General features: G+C 31.0%; 18 protein-coding genes. 6 read left to right on the top strand and 12 right to left on the bottom strand.

Going from position 1 to position 19,030, the window contains the following annotated elements; all coding sequences use genetic code 11:
- Positions 1–451: 451 nt before the first annotated feature.
- The 6 genes from spoVG to ACO5J6_RS06885 form a co-directional block, all read right to left on the bottom strand.
- On the bottom strand, positions 452–727 hold the full coding sequence (gene spoVG / locus ACO5J6_RS06910) for a septation regulator SpoVG (protein ID WP_485642969.1): 276 nt from the start codon (positions 725–727) through the stop codon (positions 452–454).
- 185 nt (positions 728–912) lie between these two features.
- The gene (locus tag ACO5J6_RS06905) at positions 913–1,173 is read right to left on the bottom strand and encodes an RNA-binding S4 domain-containing protein (protein ID WP_485642971.1); all 261 of its coding nucleotides are present in this window, start codon (positions 1,171–1,173) and stop codon (positions 913–915) included.
- Positions 1,174–2,646, bottom strand: a complete 1,473-nt coding sequence (locus tag ACO5J6_RS06900; protein ID WP_485642968.1) for a hypothetical protein — start codon at positions 2,644–2,646, stop codon at positions 1,174–1,176.
- Positions 2,647–2,674: 28 nt separating this feature from the next.
- Positions 2,675–3,121, bottom strand: a complete 447-nt coding sequence (locus ACO5J6_RS06895; RefSeq protein ID WP_485642967.1) for a hypothetical protein — start codon at positions 3,119–3,121, stop codon at positions 2,675–2,677.
- 37 nt (positions 3,122–3,158) lie between these two features.
- On the bottom strand, positions 3,159–4,058 hold the full coding sequence (locus ACO5J6_RS06890) for a peptidyl-prolyl cis-trans isomerase (RefSeq protein ID WP_485642966.1): 900 nt from the start codon (positions 4,056–4,058) through the stop codon (positions 3,159–3,161).
- Positions 4,059–4,358: 300 nt separating this feature from the next.
- Positions 4,359–5,105 carry a DNA-3-methyladenine glycosylase gene (locus ACO5J6_RS06885; RefSeq protein WP_485642965.1) on the bottom strand — a complete coding sequence of 249 codons (747 nt, stop codon included), beginning with the start codon at positions 5,103–5,105 and terminating at the stop codon, positions 4,359–4,361.
- 387 nt (positions 5,106–5,492) lie between these two features.
- Here ACO5J6_RS06885 and ACO5J6_RS06880 point away from each other — a divergent pair, with 387 nt between their 5' ends.
- The 6 genes from ACO5J6_RS06880 (at position 5,493) to ACO5J6_RS06855 (ending at position 10,683) form a co-directional block, all read left to right on the top strand.
- Positions 5,493–6,374 carry a hypothetical protein gene (locus tag ACO5J6_RS06880; RefSeq protein ID WP_485642964.1) on the top strand — a complete coding sequence of 294 codons (882 nt, stop codon included), beginning with the start codon at positions 5,493–5,495 and terminating at the stop codon, positions 6,372–6,374.
- Positions 6,375–6,475: 101 nt separating this feature from the next.
- Positions 6,476–7,546: a S66 family peptidase gene (locus tag ACO5J6_RS06875; RefSeq protein WP_485642963.1), complete on the top strand. Its 1,071-nt coding sequence runs from the start codon at positions 6,476–6,478 to the stop codon at positions 7,544–7,546.
- Positions 7,547–7,582: 36 nt separating this feature from the next.
- Positions 7,583–8,260, top strand: coding sequence for a response regulator transcription factor (locus ACO5J6_RS06870; RefSeq protein WP_485642962.1), 678 nt, complete (start codon positions 7,583–7,585; stop codon positions 8,258–8,260).
- Positions 8,253–9,632, top strand: a complete 1,380-nt coding sequence (locus tag ACO5J6_RS06865) for a sensor histidine kinase (RefSeq protein ID WP_485642961.1) — start codon at positions 8,253–8,255, stop codon at positions 9,630–9,632. The genes ACO5J6_RS06870 and ACO5J6_RS06865 overlap by 8 nt, the downstream gene beginning before the upstream one ends.
- Before the next feature lie 182 nt (positions 9,633–9,814).
- On the top strand, positions 9,815–10,306 hold the full coding sequence (locus ACO5J6_RS06860; RefSeq protein WP_485642960.1) for a DUF3060 domain-containing protein: 492 nt from the start codon (positions 9,815–9,817) through the stop codon (positions 10,304–10,306).
- A gap of 23 nt (positions 10,307–10,329) precedes the next feature.
- The gene (locus ACO5J6_RS06855; RefSeq protein ID WP_485642959.1) at positions 10,330–10,683 is read left to right on the top strand and encodes a PepSY domain-containing protein; all 354 of its coding nucleotides are present in this window, start codon (positions 10,330–10,332) and stop codon (positions 10,681–10,683) included.
- Between the two features lie 302 nt (positions 10,684–10,985).
- On the opposite strand, the gene ACO5J6_RS06850 is transcribed toward ACO5J6_RS06855, so the two are convergent.
- The 6 genes from ACO5J6_RS06850 to ACO5J6_RS06825 all read right to left on the bottom strand — a co-directional run bounded on the left by ACO5J6_RS06850 (position 10,986) and on the right by ACO5J6_RS06825 (position 19,029).
- Positions 10,986–11,435: a metallophosphoesterase gene (locus ACO5J6_RS06850; RefSeq protein ID WP_485642958.1), complete on the bottom strand. Its 450-nt coding sequence runs from the start codon at positions 11,433–11,435 to the stop codon at positions 10,986–10,988.
- A 29-nt stretch (positions 11,436–11,464) separates the two neighbouring features.
- Entirely contained in the window at positions 11,465–12,220 is a 756-nt protein-coding gene (locus tag ACO5J6_RS06845) for a GntR family transcriptional regulator (RefSeq protein WP_485642957.1), read from the bottom strand.
- 52 nt (positions 12,221–12,272) lie between these two features.
- Positions 12,273–14,831: a DNA gyrase subunit A gene (gyrA, locus tag ACO5J6_RS06840; RefSeq protein ID WP_485642956.1), complete on the bottom strand. Its 2,559-nt coding sequence runs from the start codon at positions 14,829–14,831 to the stop codon at positions 12,273–12,275.
- Positions 14,832–14,987: 156 nt separating this feature from the next.
- Positions 14,988–16,970, bottom strand: coding sequence for a DNA topoisomerase (ATP-hydrolyzing) subunit B (gene gyrB, locus ACO5J6_RS06835; RefSeq protein ID WP_485642955.1), 1,983 nt, complete (start codon positions 16,968–16,970; stop codon positions 14,988–14,990).
- Between the two features lie 30 nt (positions 16,971–17,000).
- Complete coding sequence (locus ACO5J6_RS06830; protein WP_485642954.1) at positions 17,001–17,828, bottom strand: lipopolysaccharide kinase InaA family protein; 828 nt, start codon at positions 17,826–17,828, stop codon at positions 17,001–17,003.
- Positions 17,829–18,018: 190 nt separating this feature from the next.
- Entirely contained in the window at positions 18,019–19,029 is a 1,011-nt protein-coding gene (locus tag ACO5J6_RS06825) for a tetratricopeptide repeat protein (RefSeq protein WP_485642953.1), read from the bottom strand.
- Between the last annotated feature and the right edge of the window lies 1 nt (position 19,030).

Genomic DNA, 19,030 nt, shown 5'->3' with positions numbered 1-19,030 from the left:
AGACTTTGTTCCAGACTTTGTTTTGGTGCCGAATAACTTACTGATGATACTGCAACTAAACTCATTAAAAATAATATACTTTTTTTCATTTCTCCTCCTATTTATTCTTATTTTTTAAAAACAACCGTTATATTAATTTTGTATGTGATTTTATTTAATAAATTTACTTCACTAATATACCTTAGATTTTCCTTTTTATCTACTCTTATTTTAAAAATAAGCCTAATTTTTAAAAAATATTTTTTTATTTTAAAATGTTTCTTAATAACATTTGAAAAAACACTTTTTTTAAGATGAAATTAAATAAAAAAGAGTTATTTCAAAAATAGAAAATTTTTTAATATAAATCCATAAAAAATTGTATTTTTTTCTATTTTGAAACAACTCTATTTTTCCATTGTAGGCATTAAAATAAGTTATCAATATTGTAAATTCAGAATTAAGTTTGTACTTATTCGGTTACTACATTTTCTTTTTCATAACTTTCTAAAATTACTCTTGTTAATTCGGATCTCAATTCCGGAGTAATTGGGTGAGCTATGTCTTTAAACTCTCCGTTAGGCATTCTTCTTGAAGGCATTGCAACAAAAAGTCCATTTTGCCCTTCAATAATTTTTAACCCGTGTACAACGAAGCTTTCATCAAATGTAATGTCTACATATGCTTTTAACTTTCCGCCTTCCTCAGAACCTCTTCCGAGTCTGAGTCTGATATCTGTTATTTTCATACGCTTCTCCTTGTAAAATAAGATGTGTTTTCTTTACAATTATTATACCTCATTATTTTTAAAAAACAAGTGAAAAAATATTATTTTTTAAAAAATTTGATGAAGATAATTAAATAATTTTACTTTGTATTCAAATTTTACGGGCTTTTATCCAATTTTTCAATTAAAAAAAATATTTTATCTTTTTAATTTATAAGTTCAATATATTCTTCTACAAAATCTTTTTTCAAATTTTCAGGAGGAATATCCTTAATCAATACTTTTATATTTTTATTGAAATATTTTATATCAAGAATATCTCCTTTTTTTATATTGTACGAAGATTTTTTTTCTTCTCCGTTTACTGAAATATTTCCATTATCTGCCAATTCTTTCGCTACTGTTCTTCTTTTTATTATTCTCGTTATTTTTAAAAATTTATCAAGTCTCATATATAACCTTTTTATTTATCTGAATATTTTATTTAACTCTTTTGTAATATCTTTAGCACTCTTCTGAGCTGAAGAATCTGTACTCGTATTCTCATCATTATTTAGAATTTCCTTCGGTTTTTCCGTTTCCGAAGTTATTCCACCCTGATTTATATTACTCTCAAAATCACTGATATTAATGACTGTATTCAAAGAAAGCAGTTCTCTCTGAAATTTATCAAGTTTATTTCCTTTTTCATAAATACCGCTAATCATATTTTCTACAGATTTTGTCTGTTCCTGATATTGTGTCATTATTTCATTATAACGGGTAGATTTCATATTATTTATTTTTTCAGTCAATAATTTTTTATCGTCTTCGGATAATACAGTTTTATTTAAATTTCTAAAATTATTATTTTCAAGAGACAGTTCAGAAATTAGATTTAAAGACTTTCCTTGGAGTAAATCCTGTTTTATATACTCTATGTCCGTATTTATTTTATCTCCAAATAGAGTTTTCAGTGTAAGATCGTTTCCATTATAAATAATTTCATATCCCTTTTCATTTTCAAAGATATTGGCTTTTATATTATTATTTATTATCACTTCACCTTTTACAGTCTTATTTCCTTTTTCCAGTCCATTGAAAACTATTTCTCCATTATTTATCGAAATATCCGAAACAGAAAGTTTCAAATTATTTTTTATTTTTTTTATAAATTTTACTGCTTTCAGCGATTTATTCAGAGAAATTGAAATCTCTTTTCCTTTCTCAAGAAATATATATGAATTTATATTTTGTATATCATTTAGAGATATTAATTTTTCAAGCTTAAGTAAATCTTCAGAAATATTCTCAAGCATTATATTTCTCTCAATCTCAATATCTGCTATTTCCTTATTTATCTTCGTTTTTTCACTATTGATTTCTCCAATGAGAATTTGTAATTCTTTGTTAAGTTCAGTCAATTTTTGTGATTTAGTTTTTAAATCCGTCGTTCCTATGTATTCCTGCTTTATTCGATTTACGATATCTATTTTTATTTTCCTGTCGGCAAAAAATTTGTCTATATCTTTATTCAGGATGTCTATTTTTCCGGCAGTTTCCTTAATATAGCTTTCAGTAGTTTTTATAGCTTTCGGATTTTCCTGAGGAATATTAATCTTTTGAATAAAAGTATCTATCTGCTGGTCAGGAGCATTATATACGATATTCATATCTATCTGTTGAAGTTCTAACGAAGTCAGTTTCATTTTTGGAATAATTCCTAAAAATCCTCCTCGTGTAAATCTGATTTTTGCTTTTCCTTTTCCTAATTTTTCCCCGTTCAGCACAAAATTATCAAATGAAATTTCTCCGTTTGCTATTGAATACCTTAAATTTTCAAATCTTGAATTATCAGTTTTTGTCATATAAGTAATTATTTTATTTGAAAAAATTACTCCTCCCAAAGCAGAAATAACCGCAATTACTGTCAAAACCAACAAAAGTTTTAGAAACTTCATATATGTTCCTCCTCTTTACTATAAGTTATCATTTCAATTGGTTCAGTAATCTTCCGGCAGCTAAATAAAAGGAATTCATATTATTATCTCTTATAATTTGATAAGTTCTTGCCAAAAATTCTCTTTTTGTCATTCTTATATTTTTTTCTTTCAGTAATTTATTCAAACTGTCTATCGTTACCTGTTTAATCTGGGCTGCGTCCTCATATACTTTCTGGTCTATAAAGGCGACTATTTTTTCATCGGTAGCGTCAAATTTGTTATCTACTTCTCCGCCTGCATTATTTTTCGGAGTATTTTTAGGTGTATTTCCTTTATTTGTATTACTGCTGTTTCCACTTGTATTTGTCCCCTGATTTCTCGCTCTTACAACATTGTTTGAACTTCCCGAGCTTCCTTCATAGGGATCTCCGGATGTACAGGATATGACTGCTGTAGCCATCAACAGCATTATAAAATAACTCTTCTTAATCATAATTTCCCTCTCAAAATCTTATATATTTAAAAATCTATTATTTTTTCTCTTCAGGTAGTTTAACTGTTTCTTTTGTTATTTTGTCGAGTTTAAATTCTCTTGTTATATCTTCAAGATATTTCTGACTTTCTTCCTGTCTTTTAGCAGCTTTCATTTGTGCTTTTATTTCATCTTTCACTTTATCGAAAGCCTCAACGCCTTTAGGATATTTTTCCAAAACTTTTACTACATAGGCTTCCTCTCCTACAACAATAACACTGTCAATAATCTGACCACTTTGAGCGGATTTTACGGCTTCACTTATTGGAGCATATTTTTCAGCAAGAGCTGACATAGGTATTACTTCCGTTTCTCCGGCAGAACCGTTTTGTGCCCCTGTATATTTCTTTACAATATCTCCAAATTTTGCAGGATTTGCCTTTGCTTCTTTTAATGCTTCTTCAGCTTTGTTTTTTTCACTCGCAGGAGTAACAATTAGTTGTAATCTTACAGCATCTTCAGGTCTTTCAAAATTTGCCTTGTTTGCTTCGTATACTTTTTTAGCTTCATCATCCGTTACATTTACTGAGCTTAATCTATCCATCATAGCAACCGATGCAAGGAAGTTTTCTTTCGTAATTTCAAGACCTTCTGTATATTTTTTATCCTTGTCAAGTTTTTTCTCAGCCGCTTTGAGAGCAAAAGCTCTCGCAGTTGCAATACTTTTTATAATGTTCAGTTTCATCTGTTCAAGCTGTTCTTTAGGTACATCTTTCAGTTCTGCCCCTACAGCATCGAGATTTCTCTGAAGCTCATAATTCAGCTCCGATTCGTAGACCTTTATTTTCTTGTCTTCGGACTCAAATACAACTTTTCCGCTTTTTCCTGAATTTCCTCCACATGATAATGCTAAAATACATAACACTGTAACAATTAAAACTTTGATTTTATTTTTCATCTTTTCCTGTATGACTCGTACTCAAAATGTATATTAAACACATAAATTATACGTCAGTTCATACAACTCCTTTCTTTGTAATTTAATAATTTAATTAATATAGAAATCGAAATCCGATTTGATATTTTGATTTAGTATCTTTTGACACTTTAATATGAAAAGCTATAATATTTGAAATAAAACAGCTTCATTTTTTATATTTTGTATTATTTCGTATTTCTTTCACATTTTCTATAAATTTTAATAAAGTATAACTCATAAATATTAGATTTCTCTATGATTTTTTAAATTTTTTCTATTTCAATCGTCGCTCTTCCAGCATTTATCAGTATATTCACTTTTTTTCATTCCCGATACATATTTATTTCCTGCCACATAAAAACGGAGTAATTCGTCTGTCCATTTTCCTTTATTTGGAATTCCTATCCTTGGACTGATTTCTATTTTTTCAGGGTTTTTGGCATCATTAAAATCTAAATATATTGTATTTTCTTTTATTATACTCTTTTTTATTATATTTTCATATATCAGTTTTTTATTTACTTTACTTTTATCTGTATTTTTATCTGCTTTTTTTAAATAAGTCCCGTTACTTATGATTTTTACTTCCGACATATTGAACTTATCATTTATTCCCATTGCTTTTGTAAGCTTTCCCGGTCCATTACTCACGATGACACCTGTTTTTCTTCGGTTTTCTTCCATTATCTCCCTGTTTTTTAGAGGTTCAATTCCTCTTATTAATACTGCCTGCGGATTGTTTTTTTCACATGAAACTATGTTCAGCATTTTATGAGTGTGCATTGTGTAAATATAGACTGTACCTGCTTTCTGATAAAGAGCTTCCACTTTAGGTGTCCTTTTTCCCTTATATCCATGACATGCTTCATCTATTACTCCCAAGTATGCTTCCGTTTCAACTATATATCCGCTCAATATTTTACCTGCATTTTTTACAATTATCAGCTTCCCGAGCAGTTCTTTTGCCAATGAAACTGTATCCAACATAAAAAAATTCTCAATTTTAGCGGCTTTTTCTATTTTCATTTTTATTTTTCCTTTTTGGGTTTCGATTTATCAGAATTTTGATTTTTTATATTTTACGCTATGAGGATGTCTCATAAGTCAAAAATAATTTTACTAACACAAATGTTATATATTTTTAAAAATCAACAGATATTATTTTTATTGATTTTATAAATATAGTAAAATATGTAGAATTTATGATTTAGTAATTTTATTTACTTTATGAGACAGCCCCTTTTCGATATTCAATAATAGTTATGATTTAATTTTTTATTTATAAAATTAGTAATACCATTGTATTGTTGCGATAAGAAAAAGTCAAGAAATTTTTTTGATATAAAACTGTTTTTTCATATTTTATATGGTAAAATATAAAATAAAAACTTAATTTTATGAGGAGGAATAAAAATGAAAAATTTGGATTTGGGAATGTCAAAATTGAAAATAAAGAGAAAATCTCTTGTAACTATCTCAGTGATAATCACTTTATTCAATGCTTATGGAAACACATCACAAAAAAATATTCCGAAAAAATCTTCCGTTACTAAATCGGTAACAAAAAAAGCCGATATTACTATTTCAAAGAAAGAACTGGACATAGTAGCCGACAAAGTCTTTAAAAATGAAGCAGGCGGTGTAAAAGATAACCTCGTGTACTGGAACACCGGAGAAAATTTTCCTTCATTGGGAATAGGACATTTTATTTGGTATAAAGAAAAAGAAAAAGGAATATTTGAAGAAAGCTTTCCTCCATTAGTAGAATATTTCAAATCAAAAAATATAAAACTGCCTAAAATATTGGAAAATAATAGATACGCACCATGGTCAGGCAGAGAAGAACTTATGAAACTGAAAAATCAAAAAAATAAAGATATAGAGGAACTGACCGAATTTCTATACAAAACAAAAGATATTCAGATAGAATTTATCTTTAAAAGACTGGAAGCTTCCCTCGATAAAATGTTGACAGCCTCGACAAATAAGGAAAATGTCCGAAAACAATTTTACAGAATTGCAAACTCCCCTAACGGTCTGTATCCTCTTATAGATTATGTAAACTTTAAAGGAGAAGGTACAAATCCTGATGAAAGATATAAAGGGCAAGGTTGGGGACTACTTCAGGTTTTGGAAAATATGAAAGGGACAGGTTCCGAAAAAGCTGCCTTAGTGGAATTCAGTAATTCGGCAAAATTCGTTCTTCAAAGAAGAGTGGACAATTCAGATCCTTCAAGAAATGAAAAAAAATGGCTGGAAGGCTGGTTTAAAAGATGTGATACTTATAAAGAATAAAATATTTATATTATTTAATTCTAATATTTTTTTCTGTTTCTATTATTATCTATTTGATATTATGATATAATATTATGAAATAAACAAACGGGGTGAAAATTATGAATAAACCGAAGCCATTAAAAAAAGGGGATACTATTGCCGTAGTCAGTTTATCCAGGGGAGTTATCGGAGAAGAATTCTGCAATCATGAAATATTAATCGGGGTAAAAAGACTGGAAAAAATGGGATTTAAAGTCATTTTTATGCCTAACTCCTTAAAAGGGATAAAATATATAGAAGAGCACCCTGAAAAAAGAGCGAAAGACTTAAAAGAAGCTTTTATAAATCCTGAAATAAAAGGGATACTCTCTGCCATAGGGGGAGTTGACGGCTATAAAATTTTTCCATATCTCATGGAAGACGATGAATTTATAAAATCTGTAAAGGAAAATCCGAAACTGTTTACAGGATACTCGGATACCACTGTACATCATCTTATGTTTCATCGACTCGGTATGCAGAGTTTTTACGGTCCCGCTTTTCTGACCGATATTGCTGAACTTGATGATGAAATGCTTCCTTATACACTAAAATATTGGAACATTTATTCAGGAAGTCCATTAAATAAAATAACTTCGAGTGATGTATGGTATGAAGAGAGAAAAGATTTTTCAGAAAAATCTTTAGGAATTCCGAGAATTTCCCATAAAGAAACTAAAGGTTTTGAACTGCTTCAGGGAAATGAGATTTTTAGTGGACAATTATTGGGAGGATGTATAGAGTCTCTTTATAATGTCATATCCGGAGACAGATTTAACGAGCAGAAAGAAATATGTGAAAAATATAAAATATTTCCGTCAAAAGATGAATGGAAAGGAAAAATACTGTTTATAGAAACTGCCGAAGTAAAATCATCTCCCGAGGAATACGAAAAAATGCTGACGGCTCTGAAAGAAAAAGGAGTATTCGATGTCGTAAATGCTATTATTGTCGGAAAACCTATGGATGAAACTTATTATAATGAATACAAGGATATTTTATGTAAAATCGTGGATAATCACGAGCTCCCGATACTTTATAATATAAATTTCGGTCATGCCTATCCAAAATGTATTTTGCCCTACGGACTGAAAATAGAATATAATCATTCCGAGCGTGAAATTATTTTCAAAGAAACTTTATTTCAGTAAATAAAAATATAAAATATACTAAGCAGGTGATAATTTTTGAGAATTTTAGTTGTCGAAGATGAAAAAAGTCTGAACGAAGTCATTGTAAATAGACTGGAAGATGAGCATTATGGAGTCGATTACTGCTACGACGGCAAGGAAGCTCTGGATAATATTTTTGTAACGGAGTATGACGCCATTATTTTGGATATTATGCTTCCAAAATTAAACGGATTTGAAGTTTTAAAAGCTATCCGTTCCAAAAATATAGATACTCCCGTCCTTTTCTTAACTGCCAAGGACGGTATCGAGGACAGGGTAAAAGGGCTTGATTTGGGAGCGAGTGATTACCTCACAAAACCTTTTGCTTTTGAAGAGCTTCTCGCCCGTATAAGAGTTATGCTGAGAAAAGGGTCAAATAATTCCAGTAATATCTTTACCATTGCAAATCTTACAGTAGATGTGAGTTCCCACTCGGTCTTTCGCGATGATATTCCTATAAAACTGTCCAAACGTGAGTTTACAATACTGGAATATATGATTAGAAATAGGGATAAAATACTGTCCAAAGACAAGATAGAACAGCATATATGGAATTATGACTATGAAGGTGGAAGTAATGTTATCGAGGTCTATATAAGATATTTAAGAAAAAAAATTGATAATGATTTTTCTCCCAAACTTATTCATAATATTTACGGAGTAGGTTATATACTGAAGGTGGAAGATGAATAACTTTTTTGAAAAAATATTAAATAAAATTCCTTTTTCCTTGAAAATGAAAATTACTTTCTGGTATATGGGGTTTATGACTGGACTTGTTATTTTATTTTTAACTATTATTTTTTATATTAGTGATAACATAATCCGTAATTCGATATTTGAAGACTTGAAAACGACTGTAAATTATGTCTTTACCCAGATAGATTATTCGGATGACGAACTGGATTTTGATGAAAGTATAGAAATTTTGAGAAATAATATAGAAATTTCGGTTTATAATAAAGATAAGGAATTTATTTATGGAAGTGCATTAAATGATTTTGATTTTGAAGATTCGTCTTTTCAGGAAGACATTGTAAAAACTGTTAGAAGAGGAAATGAAAAATGGTATGTATATGAAAACAGAAAAGAGATACCCGGTTATGGAGATATATGGATTAGAGGTATTGTACCGTCTTCCATTGCCGAAAGGGCTGTAGAAACTATAATTTCGATTTCCCTGATTATCCTGCCGTTTTTCCTTATATTTTCAGGCATAAATGGATATATAATAACAAAAAACGGTTTCAAACCTATTGAAAAAATAAGACTTACGGCTGAAAAAATAAACGCGGGAAATGATTTGTCCCAAAGAATAAATTTAGGCAAAAGAAAAGATGAGCTACATACCCTTGCAAATACCTTTGATACAATGTTTAACAGACTACAGAATTCTTTTGAAAATGAAGTCCAGTTTACATCGGATGTATCTCATGAGCTGCGTACGCCAATATCTGTCATTATTTCCCAAAGCGAGTATGCTCTCAATCATACCGAATCCGTAGAAAAAATGGAAAAATCCTTAAAATCCATACTAAACGAATCCGTAAAGATGTCTCAAATGATTTCCCAGCTGCTGACTCTTGCAAAAATGGACAAAGGTCATCAGAAACTTAATCTTGAAAACGTAAATTTGAGCGAGCTAATGGAAATCATTATTGAAACCCAGCAAATTAATGCAGACAAAAAAAACATTAAAATTATTTCTTCCATAAAACCTGATATTATTATGCCTGCTGATGAAATATTAATTATGCGGCTTTTTATAAACCTTATAACAAACGCAGTCAATTATGGAAAAGAAAACGGATATATAAATATTGAATTATTTAAAAACAATAATAGAATTATAGGAAAAATTGCCGATAACGGTATAGGTATAGCCAAAGAAAATATAAATAAAATATGGACAAGATTTTATCAGGTAGATTCTTCGAGAACTTCTGACTCTTCAGGACTTGGACTTTCTATGGTAAAATGGATAGTGGAAGCCCATAACGGAAATATTTCCGTAAAAAGTGAATTAGACAAAGGAACTATTTTCACTGTAGAATTTCCTTTATAGATTTTTCAAAATAGATTTTACCCCTGTTTATATCAGTTTTATTATGAGCTATAACCTGTATTTCAGGCGATAAATTAATTATAAAAACTTTTAATATTTGAAAAAAACAGACTATTCTCATTTTTCTTTAAGATTTTTCTGTTATAATAATACAAAATGAATAAGATTTAGGAGGTTTATTTATGAAAAGATTTATTACATTATCGATTTTGACATTAGTTGTTTCAGGTATTCTAAACGCAGGCACTGTAAAAGTGGGAGACCAGATAAAAATAGACATTCCCGGCTCAACTTCCGTGAATGTTTCCAGTGGAGGAAGTGTAAATGTAAGCGGTAACGGCAGCCAGTCCAAAACAAATGGAAATAAGAAAGATTCCGAAAAAAAACCTACCGGTAATAAAACTATAGTTATAAACGGTTCTTCCCAATATAAAACTATCTCAATGAACGGAGGAAATTTACAGGTAACCGGTTCTGACAATAAAATCACTGTAAAAGGAAGTGCCTCCTCTATTACAGTTACTGGTTCCGATAACAATATAAATATCGATTCCGTATCAAAAGTAGATATATCCGGTTCCGACAATAAAATCTATTACAAAACAAGTCCTACAAAGTCAGGAAAACCTTCTGTTTCAACAATAGGAGCTGACAATTCAGTTTCTAAACAATAAAATAAAACGGAGAATACATCAGAATGAAATATAAATTTATAAGAATACTTCTACCTTTATTTTTATTTTCTACAATGATTTTTGCTAAAGGGAATAATTTTTTTTCCGATTTTGATAATCCCGATTTCAGAAAAAATAACCCTGTAATTTTAAAAGCCAACCCTTCCAAAATTTCATCAGAAAGAGCTAAAGAAATTGCCCTTAATGATGCAAGGGTTTCAAAAAACAATGCCCGTTTCAAAAAAATAGAACTGGATACCGAAGACGGTATGCTTGTCTATGAAATAGAATTTTATGCGGACAATGTGAGGTACCAGTATGAAATTGACGCACATAGTGGAAATATCGTAAAATTTAAAAGCAAAGTAAAAAAATAATTTCTATATAAAAAGAACTGGAAAAATCCAGTTCCTTTTTTGTACAGAAATTTTTAATTTACTCTCTTTGCTAAAATAACAACGATAATATTACATTTAAAATCAAGAAGAAAAATAATATATAAGATTAACCAAGAAATCAAAGAAGAAACAAGATAGTAACTCAATATTACCACAAAAACAAAATATAAATAGCAGACTTTTCTTAATTCATCTAACATAGATTTTTATTTTTTTCATTAATTTAATATAATTAATTTTAACATAGACGCATTGTAACACACAGGTTAATTTTACTATTTCTATTTCAATATTTTCTGTTCAAATTTTTTATTATCATAAATTACATATTTTTTATCCTGCAAAGCTCCCGGATTTAAATATATAATTCCGTTTCTTTCTTCCATATACTCTTTATGAGTATGTCCGAAGATACATATATCGACTTTTTCGGAAATAGCCTTTTCTTCAAGTTCTTTCAGATTACTTTTCACTCCGAAAAGATGCCCATGGGTTAAAAGAACTTTTTTTCCGTCAATTTCAAAAATCTCGGTATCCTTTGTTTCCCTGTCAAAATAATCAGTATTTCCCCTTACTATTTTAAATGGTATTTCGTTATATACAAGGGACATATCGATAGCGTCCGTGCTATGGTCCCCTGCAAAAATAACCATTCCAGGATTTTCAGTTTCTATTGCTTTCTGAAAATAATCAAGTCTTGTATGACTGTCCGAGCAAATCAGTATTTTCATTTGACTTTCCTTCTTTCTATACTATCTTTCTACACTATAAATATGGGTTTTTTAAGATTTTCCAGTAATCTTACTCCTAATTTTCTTGTGATTTTTTCAACCATTATTGTAAATCTCAAATCTCCCATTAAGACAAAATCATAATTTTCAGATTCTTCCATTATTATTTTAAACGGATCTCCCTCTTTCAGGATAATATTATAATTATCTCCGAATCTCTCTTTCAGTTCATCTTCTGCGTCCACATTTACTTTCAGAACATCCACTTTCTGCTCTCCGAACATATAAAAGAAAGTATACAGTGTCTTATTGGCATTATAGGCACCGTCATCTAAAAGCAGCAATTTGTTGAAATTAAATTCTTTTATATTTGGAAGTATAATCAACGGCTTAAAGTTACTTCTCAACAATTCTTTTAAATAAGGGCTTATTTTTTCATTTTTTACAGCTACTATCATATCGTATTTTTTCAGTTCATTCAGAGCTGTTTCTATTGTTTCACCGTCTTTGGCATAAACTCTGGAAAATTCGGAGTTCATTTTATCCTTTACCGTTTTGAAACTTTTTTCTTCCAGCTCCCTGTATTCTTTAAATGCATAATTTGCCCCTATATTTACACCTATTCCTTCTATTGTTACAGGAAATATTTCATATTTCAGGATATCTTTTACATATAATGCGTCTATTTCCACATTGTACTTTTCTTTAAATTTTTTCCCAAATTCAATTAATGTCTCAATTTCATTTTCAGATGAAACTAAAAATAAAGCTTTTTTCAATAACATTAGAATCACTCCCTTTTATTTATTTAACTGTTTTCACAATTTTCAAATCTTACTATTCTTTTTCTTCTTCGGGATTTTCAGTTATTTTTACTGTCGATGCTACTTTTTCTTCATTTCTTACTTTCATTATTCTTACTCCTGATGTAGATCTTCCTATTACTGACACTGTATCCACTTTTGTTCTTATAAGCGTTCCTTCTGAAGTTATGAGCATTATTTCAGTTGTGTCGTCTACAATTTTAACATCTACTATTTTCCCTGTTTTTTCGCTAATTTTCAAGTTTATTATTCCTTTTCCGCCTCTTGCCTGAACTTTATATTCACTGAGAGCCGTTCTTTTCCCGTATCCTTCTTCGGTAATAGTCATAACGCTCAGTTTTTCAAGTTCCATATGAGGATTTATAATAACAGCGGCTACTACATAGTCCTTATCTCTAAGGGTTATACCTTTCACTCCTGCCGCAGTTCTTCCCATAGCTCTTACATCTTCTTCGGAAAATCTTATTGAAATACCGTTTCTTGTAGCGATAAATATTTCATCTTTTTCGCTTCCGCTTGTCAGCCCTACAAACTTGAGTTCATCTTCATCCCTTAAAGTCAATGCTCTTATACCTGTCTTATTTATATTGGCAAACAAAGTAAGCTCCGTTTTCTTGACTACTCCGTCTTTTGTTATGAAGAACAATGTTTTTTCTTTTTCAAATTCACGGACTTTTATTACTGTACTTACTTTTTCATCTTCAGACAGTTTAATAAGATTGCTTATAAGTTTTCCTCTTGCCTGTTTTCCTGATTCAGGTATTTCATACACTTTCATGCTAAATACTTTTCCTTTAGTAGTAAATATGAGAAGTGTATCAAGATTTTTAGCTATGTACATATCTTTAATTACATCATCTTCTACAGTATTTGTAGCATTTACTCCTATTCCTCCTCTTTTCTGGGAGTGATATGTATCAATTGTTGTCCTTTTTACATAGCCTTTTTCAGTCAGTGTAACTACAACATCTTCATCTTTTATAAGATCTTCTACACCTATCTCTACTCTTGCATCCCTTATTTCGGTTTTTCTCCTGTCTCCAAAAGTTTCTTTCAGGTTCAGTACTTCGTCTTTTATTATTCTGTATTTTTTAGAGTCATCTGCAAGTATAGATTTCAGTTCTTCTATTAACAGCATAAGTTCCCTGTATTCCTGTTCGATTTTATCTCTTTCAAGACCTGTCAGTCTTTGCAATCTCATATCCAGTATAGCTTTGGACTGGATTTCCGTAAATCCGAAATTTGATATTAATTTACTTTTTGCTTCATTGGCGTCTTTAGACCCTCTTATTATTCTTATGACTTCGTCTATATTATCAAGGGCTATTTTAAATCCTTCCAATATATGAGCCCTGTTTTCAGCCTTAGTAAGCTCAAACTGCACTCTTCTTGTAATAACGTTATATCTGTGCAACAGATAATTTTCAAGTATCTGTTTTAGATTAAGGATTCTCGGATTGTTATTTACCAGTGCGAGCATTATTATACCGAAAGTATTCTGTAAATCTGTAAATTTATACAGGCTGTTTAATATCAGTTCACTTTCCTCACCTTTTTTCAGCTCAATGACAATTCTTATTCCCTCTCTGTCGGATTCATCTCTCAAATCCGATATCCCCGTGAGCTTTTTCTGCCTTACAAGTTCCGCTATTCTTTCTATCAGCCTTGCTTTATTCACCTGATAAGGCAATTCTGTAACTATTATGGATTCTTTTCCAGTTTTGGAAGTTTCTATTTTTACTTTTCCCGCAACTTTTATTTTCCCCCGTCCGGTTCTGTATGCTTCGTATATTCCCTGTTTTCCGTTAATTATACCTCCCGTAGGAAAATCAGGACCTTTTATATATTCTATCAGTCCGTCTACAGTTATTTCAGGGTTATCTATCAGTGCAACTATTCCGTCAGCAATTTCAGACAGATTATGAGGCGGTATATTCGTCGCCATACCTACTGCTATCCCTGTAGAACCGTTTAACAGTAAATTTGGCAGTTTTGCAGGTAATACCGTAGGTTCGTCCAAACTTTCATCAAAGTTTTTCCTGAAATCTATCGTATTTTTCTCTATATCTGCAAGTAATTCTGCCGTCATTTTAGCCATTCTCGCTTCGGTATACCTCATTGCAGCGGCTTCATCTCCGTCTACAGAACCGAAGTTTCCATGACCGTCGACTAAAGTATATCTCATATTAAAATCCTGAGCCAGTCTTACCATTGCATTATATACGGACGAATCTCCGTGAGGGTGATATTTACCTAAAACTTCCCCTACGATTCTCGCTGATTTCTTGAAAGGTTTTTCATGAGTCATTCCCATTTCATTCATTGCAAACAGTATTCTTCTGTGGACAGGTTTCAGTCCGTCCCTTACATCGGGAAGAGCTCTGCTGACTATGACACTCATCGAATAATCCAGATAAGACGCTTTTATCTCATCTTCTATGTAAATATCGATTTCATTGGTCATATTTGTTTCCTTTATTTCTTCGACAATAATCTCTCTGTCGTCATTATCATCCATTTCTTCGATTATATCTTCTTTTTTTTCTTCATCATCTTTGAAATCATCAGACATTGTATCTATTTATGTATGTTCGGAATTTTTTTCATATGTTTCCGAAATCATACTTCTCCTTTCTTTATTATAAAACTTTTGGCGTAATTGACTTGTTCAATTTCCCAACTTTATTATATAGTTTAGGATAATCGGATATTTATAAATTTTTAAATTCTATACATCCAGATTTCTTACGTAATTAGCATTTTCTTCTATAAATATTCTTCTCGGCTCAACTTTATCTCCCATGAGTATGTTGAACATCTTGTCCGCATAGGATGCATCTTCCATAGTAACTTTCAGCAATGTTCTCACTTCAGGGTCAAGAGTTGTTTCCCAAAGCTGCTCGGGGTTCATTTCTCCCAATCCTTTATATCTCTGTATAGTGTATCTTCTATTATCTTTTTCGAGAACAGTTGTTATCTTTTTTAGCTGATCATCGGAATAAGCGTATTTTATGGCTTTTCCTGCCTGAACTTTATATAAAGGAGGCTGTGCTATATAAATAAATCCTCCGTTTATAAGTTCTTTCAGCTGTCTGTAAAAGAAAGTGAGCATCAGCGTTCTTATGTGGGCTCCGTCCACATCAGCATCGGTCATTATTATGATTTTATGGTATCTCAGTTTTTCTATATCCATTTCTTCTCCGAAACCTGCTCCGAAAGCCGTTATCATTGCTCTTATTTCAGCATTTTCAAGTATTTTATGCATTCCTGACTTTTCGACATTCAGTATTTTTCCTCTCAATGGCAATATTGCCTGAAACCTTCTGTCTCTTCCCTGTTTTGCAGAACCTCCCGCCGAATTTCCTTCGACTATGAATATTTCGGATTCTGACGGGTCTTTGGAAGAACAGTCTGCCAGTTTTCCCGGTAAGGAACCTACTTCAAGAGTATTTTTTCTTAATACAAGTTCTCTCGCTTTTTTGGCAGCTTCCCGTGCCTTTTTGGACATGGACATTTTTTCTATTATTTTTTCAGCTTCTTTAGGATGATCTTCCAGATAGACTTTCAGGTTATTTCCGACTATAGTCGATACAATTCCTGTAACTTCACTATTTCCAAGTTTTGTCTTTGTCTGACCTTCAAACTGCGGTTCAGGAATTTTTACACTTATTACACAGACAAGTCCCTCTCTTACATCCGTTCCCTGAAACGTTCCGTCTTTATCCTTTACGATGTTCATCTGTTTTGCTATATCATTTATTGTTCTTGTGAGAGCTGTCCTGAAACCGCTCACATGTGTACCGCCCTCATAAGTATTTATATTATTGACAAAGGAATAGACATTTTCCCTTTGGGAAACGGTATAGCTCATGGCTATCTCGACTTCTACAAATTTTGCATTTTTCCATTTTTTCACGGTGTTTCCGTTATCATCGACAGTTTCCACTTCCTTAGCCTCTTCTACCTGATAAGTATCGCTCATATATATTATATCGTCAGTTATTTTTTCCTCATCGGCTATTTCGCCTAAAAAGTCTTTTATACCCCCTTCAAATAAAAACTTTTCCTCTTTTATTTTTTCAGCTTCCCTTTCATCTATCAGAGTTATTGTCAAGCCTTTATTTAAATATGCGAGTTCTTTCAGTCTTAATTCGAGTACCGAAAAATCGTAAACCGTCGTTTCAAATATTTCAGTATCGGCTTTAAATTTAGTTACTGTTCCGTGAACATCCGCAGGAGCTTCACCTATTCTTTCCACATCACTTACAGGTTCTCCTCTTTTATAAGTTTGTCTCACTATCTGACCGTCCCTCGTTACAGTTACTTCAAGCCATTCGGACAGAGCATTTACCACGGAAACTCCTACTCCATGAAGGCCCCCTGACACTTTATAATTATCATTATCAAATTTTCCCCCTGCATGAAGTACAGTCATAACCACTTCAAGAGTGGACTTTCCTGTCTCATGAGTAGCAAAAGGTATTCCTCTTCCGTTATCGGAGACTTCTATTATATTATCTTTCAGTATTTTTACAACTATATTATCACATACGCCTGCCAGTGCCTCATCCACACTGTTATCCACTATTTCCCAGACTAAATGATGAAGTCCTCTCGATGATGTCGAACCGATATACATTCCCGGTCTTTTTCTGACTGCTTCCAGTCCTTCCAATACTTTAATATTCTCGGCTCCGTAATTATTAGCCATTGTTTCCTCCATTTTCTATGTTTTATTTTTCTATTTTATTTTTTTGAACTTGAATTTTTCCCTTATATCTCTTGTATTGTCTTTGAACTTTACTATGTATTTATGTAGTGTCATATAGAAGTACAGCTTTTTAAACACTTTTTCGTAAGGCTTTTTACATAATTTTGCATATTCTTCCGAAATTTTTTCAGCATATTTTTTAAATTCTATCATTTTTGAAACATTCTTCATTCTGACACTAAGGTTCATTTTTTGATTAAATTTCATTCGGTTTAAGTCCACAAGATAAAATCCGTATTTTCCATTTTTTTCCATTTTTATAAGAACGTTTCCCGGAGAAAAATCTTCAAATTTTATTCCCTTTTCATGAAGGTCAAAAGTAAACTCGGTAAATTCTCTAATTATTTTATCCCTTTCTTTGGAAAGCAGAAGATTTATTTCAGGACTGGATTTTTCATCCCAAAAAACTTCCCTGCATGTAAATTCATAATTCAGTTCCTCACTTATATAAAAACTCTTTTTTTCTTTTGTTTCTTCATCAATATAATCGTCAAAATAAGCTATCGGTTCGGGAGTTTTTATATTTTTTTCAAGAAGTCTGTTTGCGTATTCATAGGACCTTTTTGCCTTTGAAGCCGTAAAATATTTATAAATAAGCTGTGATAGAATATTCTTTTTTCCAAAATTTTTAACATTTATCTCTTTTTTTTCTCCGTTATTTATTATCGTAAATTTTTTTATTTTATTTCTTCCTACCTCAGCATCAAGAATACCTGATTTTTCAAAATTTTTTAATATATCAGACAGAACATTTTTATCATATCCTTTTTTTATTTCATATTTCTGTTTTTTTATCATCTTAAAGCCCCTTTTTTTATTTATATTGACCCTATATTCTATCATAAAACTTTTCTTATTTCAAATTTGAAAAGTCAAACAGCTGTCTCCTTTTATATTATTTATTGATTTTTTATTGAATATTTTAAAAATTAATTTATACTATCATTTTATACATTTCATGTTTTCCATGTTTTATTATTTCTTCTTATTATTTCTCATTCTGTTTTATCGACTTTACATATTTTCTCTTGGATTTCATAATTCTTTTTCTGGCATTTTTTACCAAATCCTTGTCGTCTGTTTTTTTCTCGGCTTTTTTTATGAACTCCAAAGCTTTGTCAAAATCTTTGAGCATTTCCGAAACATAAGCTGAATTAAAATAATGCAGAGGATTATCAGGATTTAAAAGCAGGAGTTTTTCACATATTTTCCTTGCCCTTTCAAAATCTTCTATATATGTCGCATATCTCCCTTCAAGATTAAGAACTTTTTCCCTCGGAATTGTGCTGTTTGCATAATTTATAAGAAGCAGTTCTATTTCATTCCTTCTATTTTCCCTTAAAAGAAAGTCATAAAATGCCTCATAGACAAGCTCATCAGTATTTCCAAAATTTATAGCAATATTATAATTTTCTATGGCACCGTCTATATCTCCCATTTTATCTTTTACACTGGCTATTTTTGTATAAATATAGTATTCCTCTATGTTATTTTTCGGATTTTTCAGTCTTTCTTCATAAATATTTATCGCTTCTTTATATTTTCCCTGTTTTGTAAAGCATTCTGCCTTGTCCAGATATCCGTCCGAGTTGTCCGGTTCAAGCTTTATAGCTTTTTCTATAAATTCCATGGCTTTTTTATAATATTTCATATCCATATAGGAAAGCCCTATGTTGAGTATAACATGATAATCTTTTTCTATTTTTAGATATTCTTTATAATAAAATATAGCTTTTTTAGGCTTATTAAGAGACTGGTTTATATATCCCATATTAAATAATATCAATGTGTCTTTAAAATAATGTTTATAGGCTTTTTCACAATATCGAAGAGCCACCTTGAAAAATCCTGCCCCCGAATATATCCTTACGAGTAAAACGAGAGCTTCATAATTATTTTCATCCATTTCAAGGACTGTTTCCAAATACAGTACCGCATCATCATACTTCATATTCTCATATGATTTCTTAGCTTCTACCAATAATTCCCGTATCTTCATT

It is taken from the genome of Pseudoleptotrichia sp., assembly GCF_057270515.1.
Note: the sequence above shows the minus strand (reverse complement) of the source record. Positions and strands in the feature narration are given on the sequence as shown.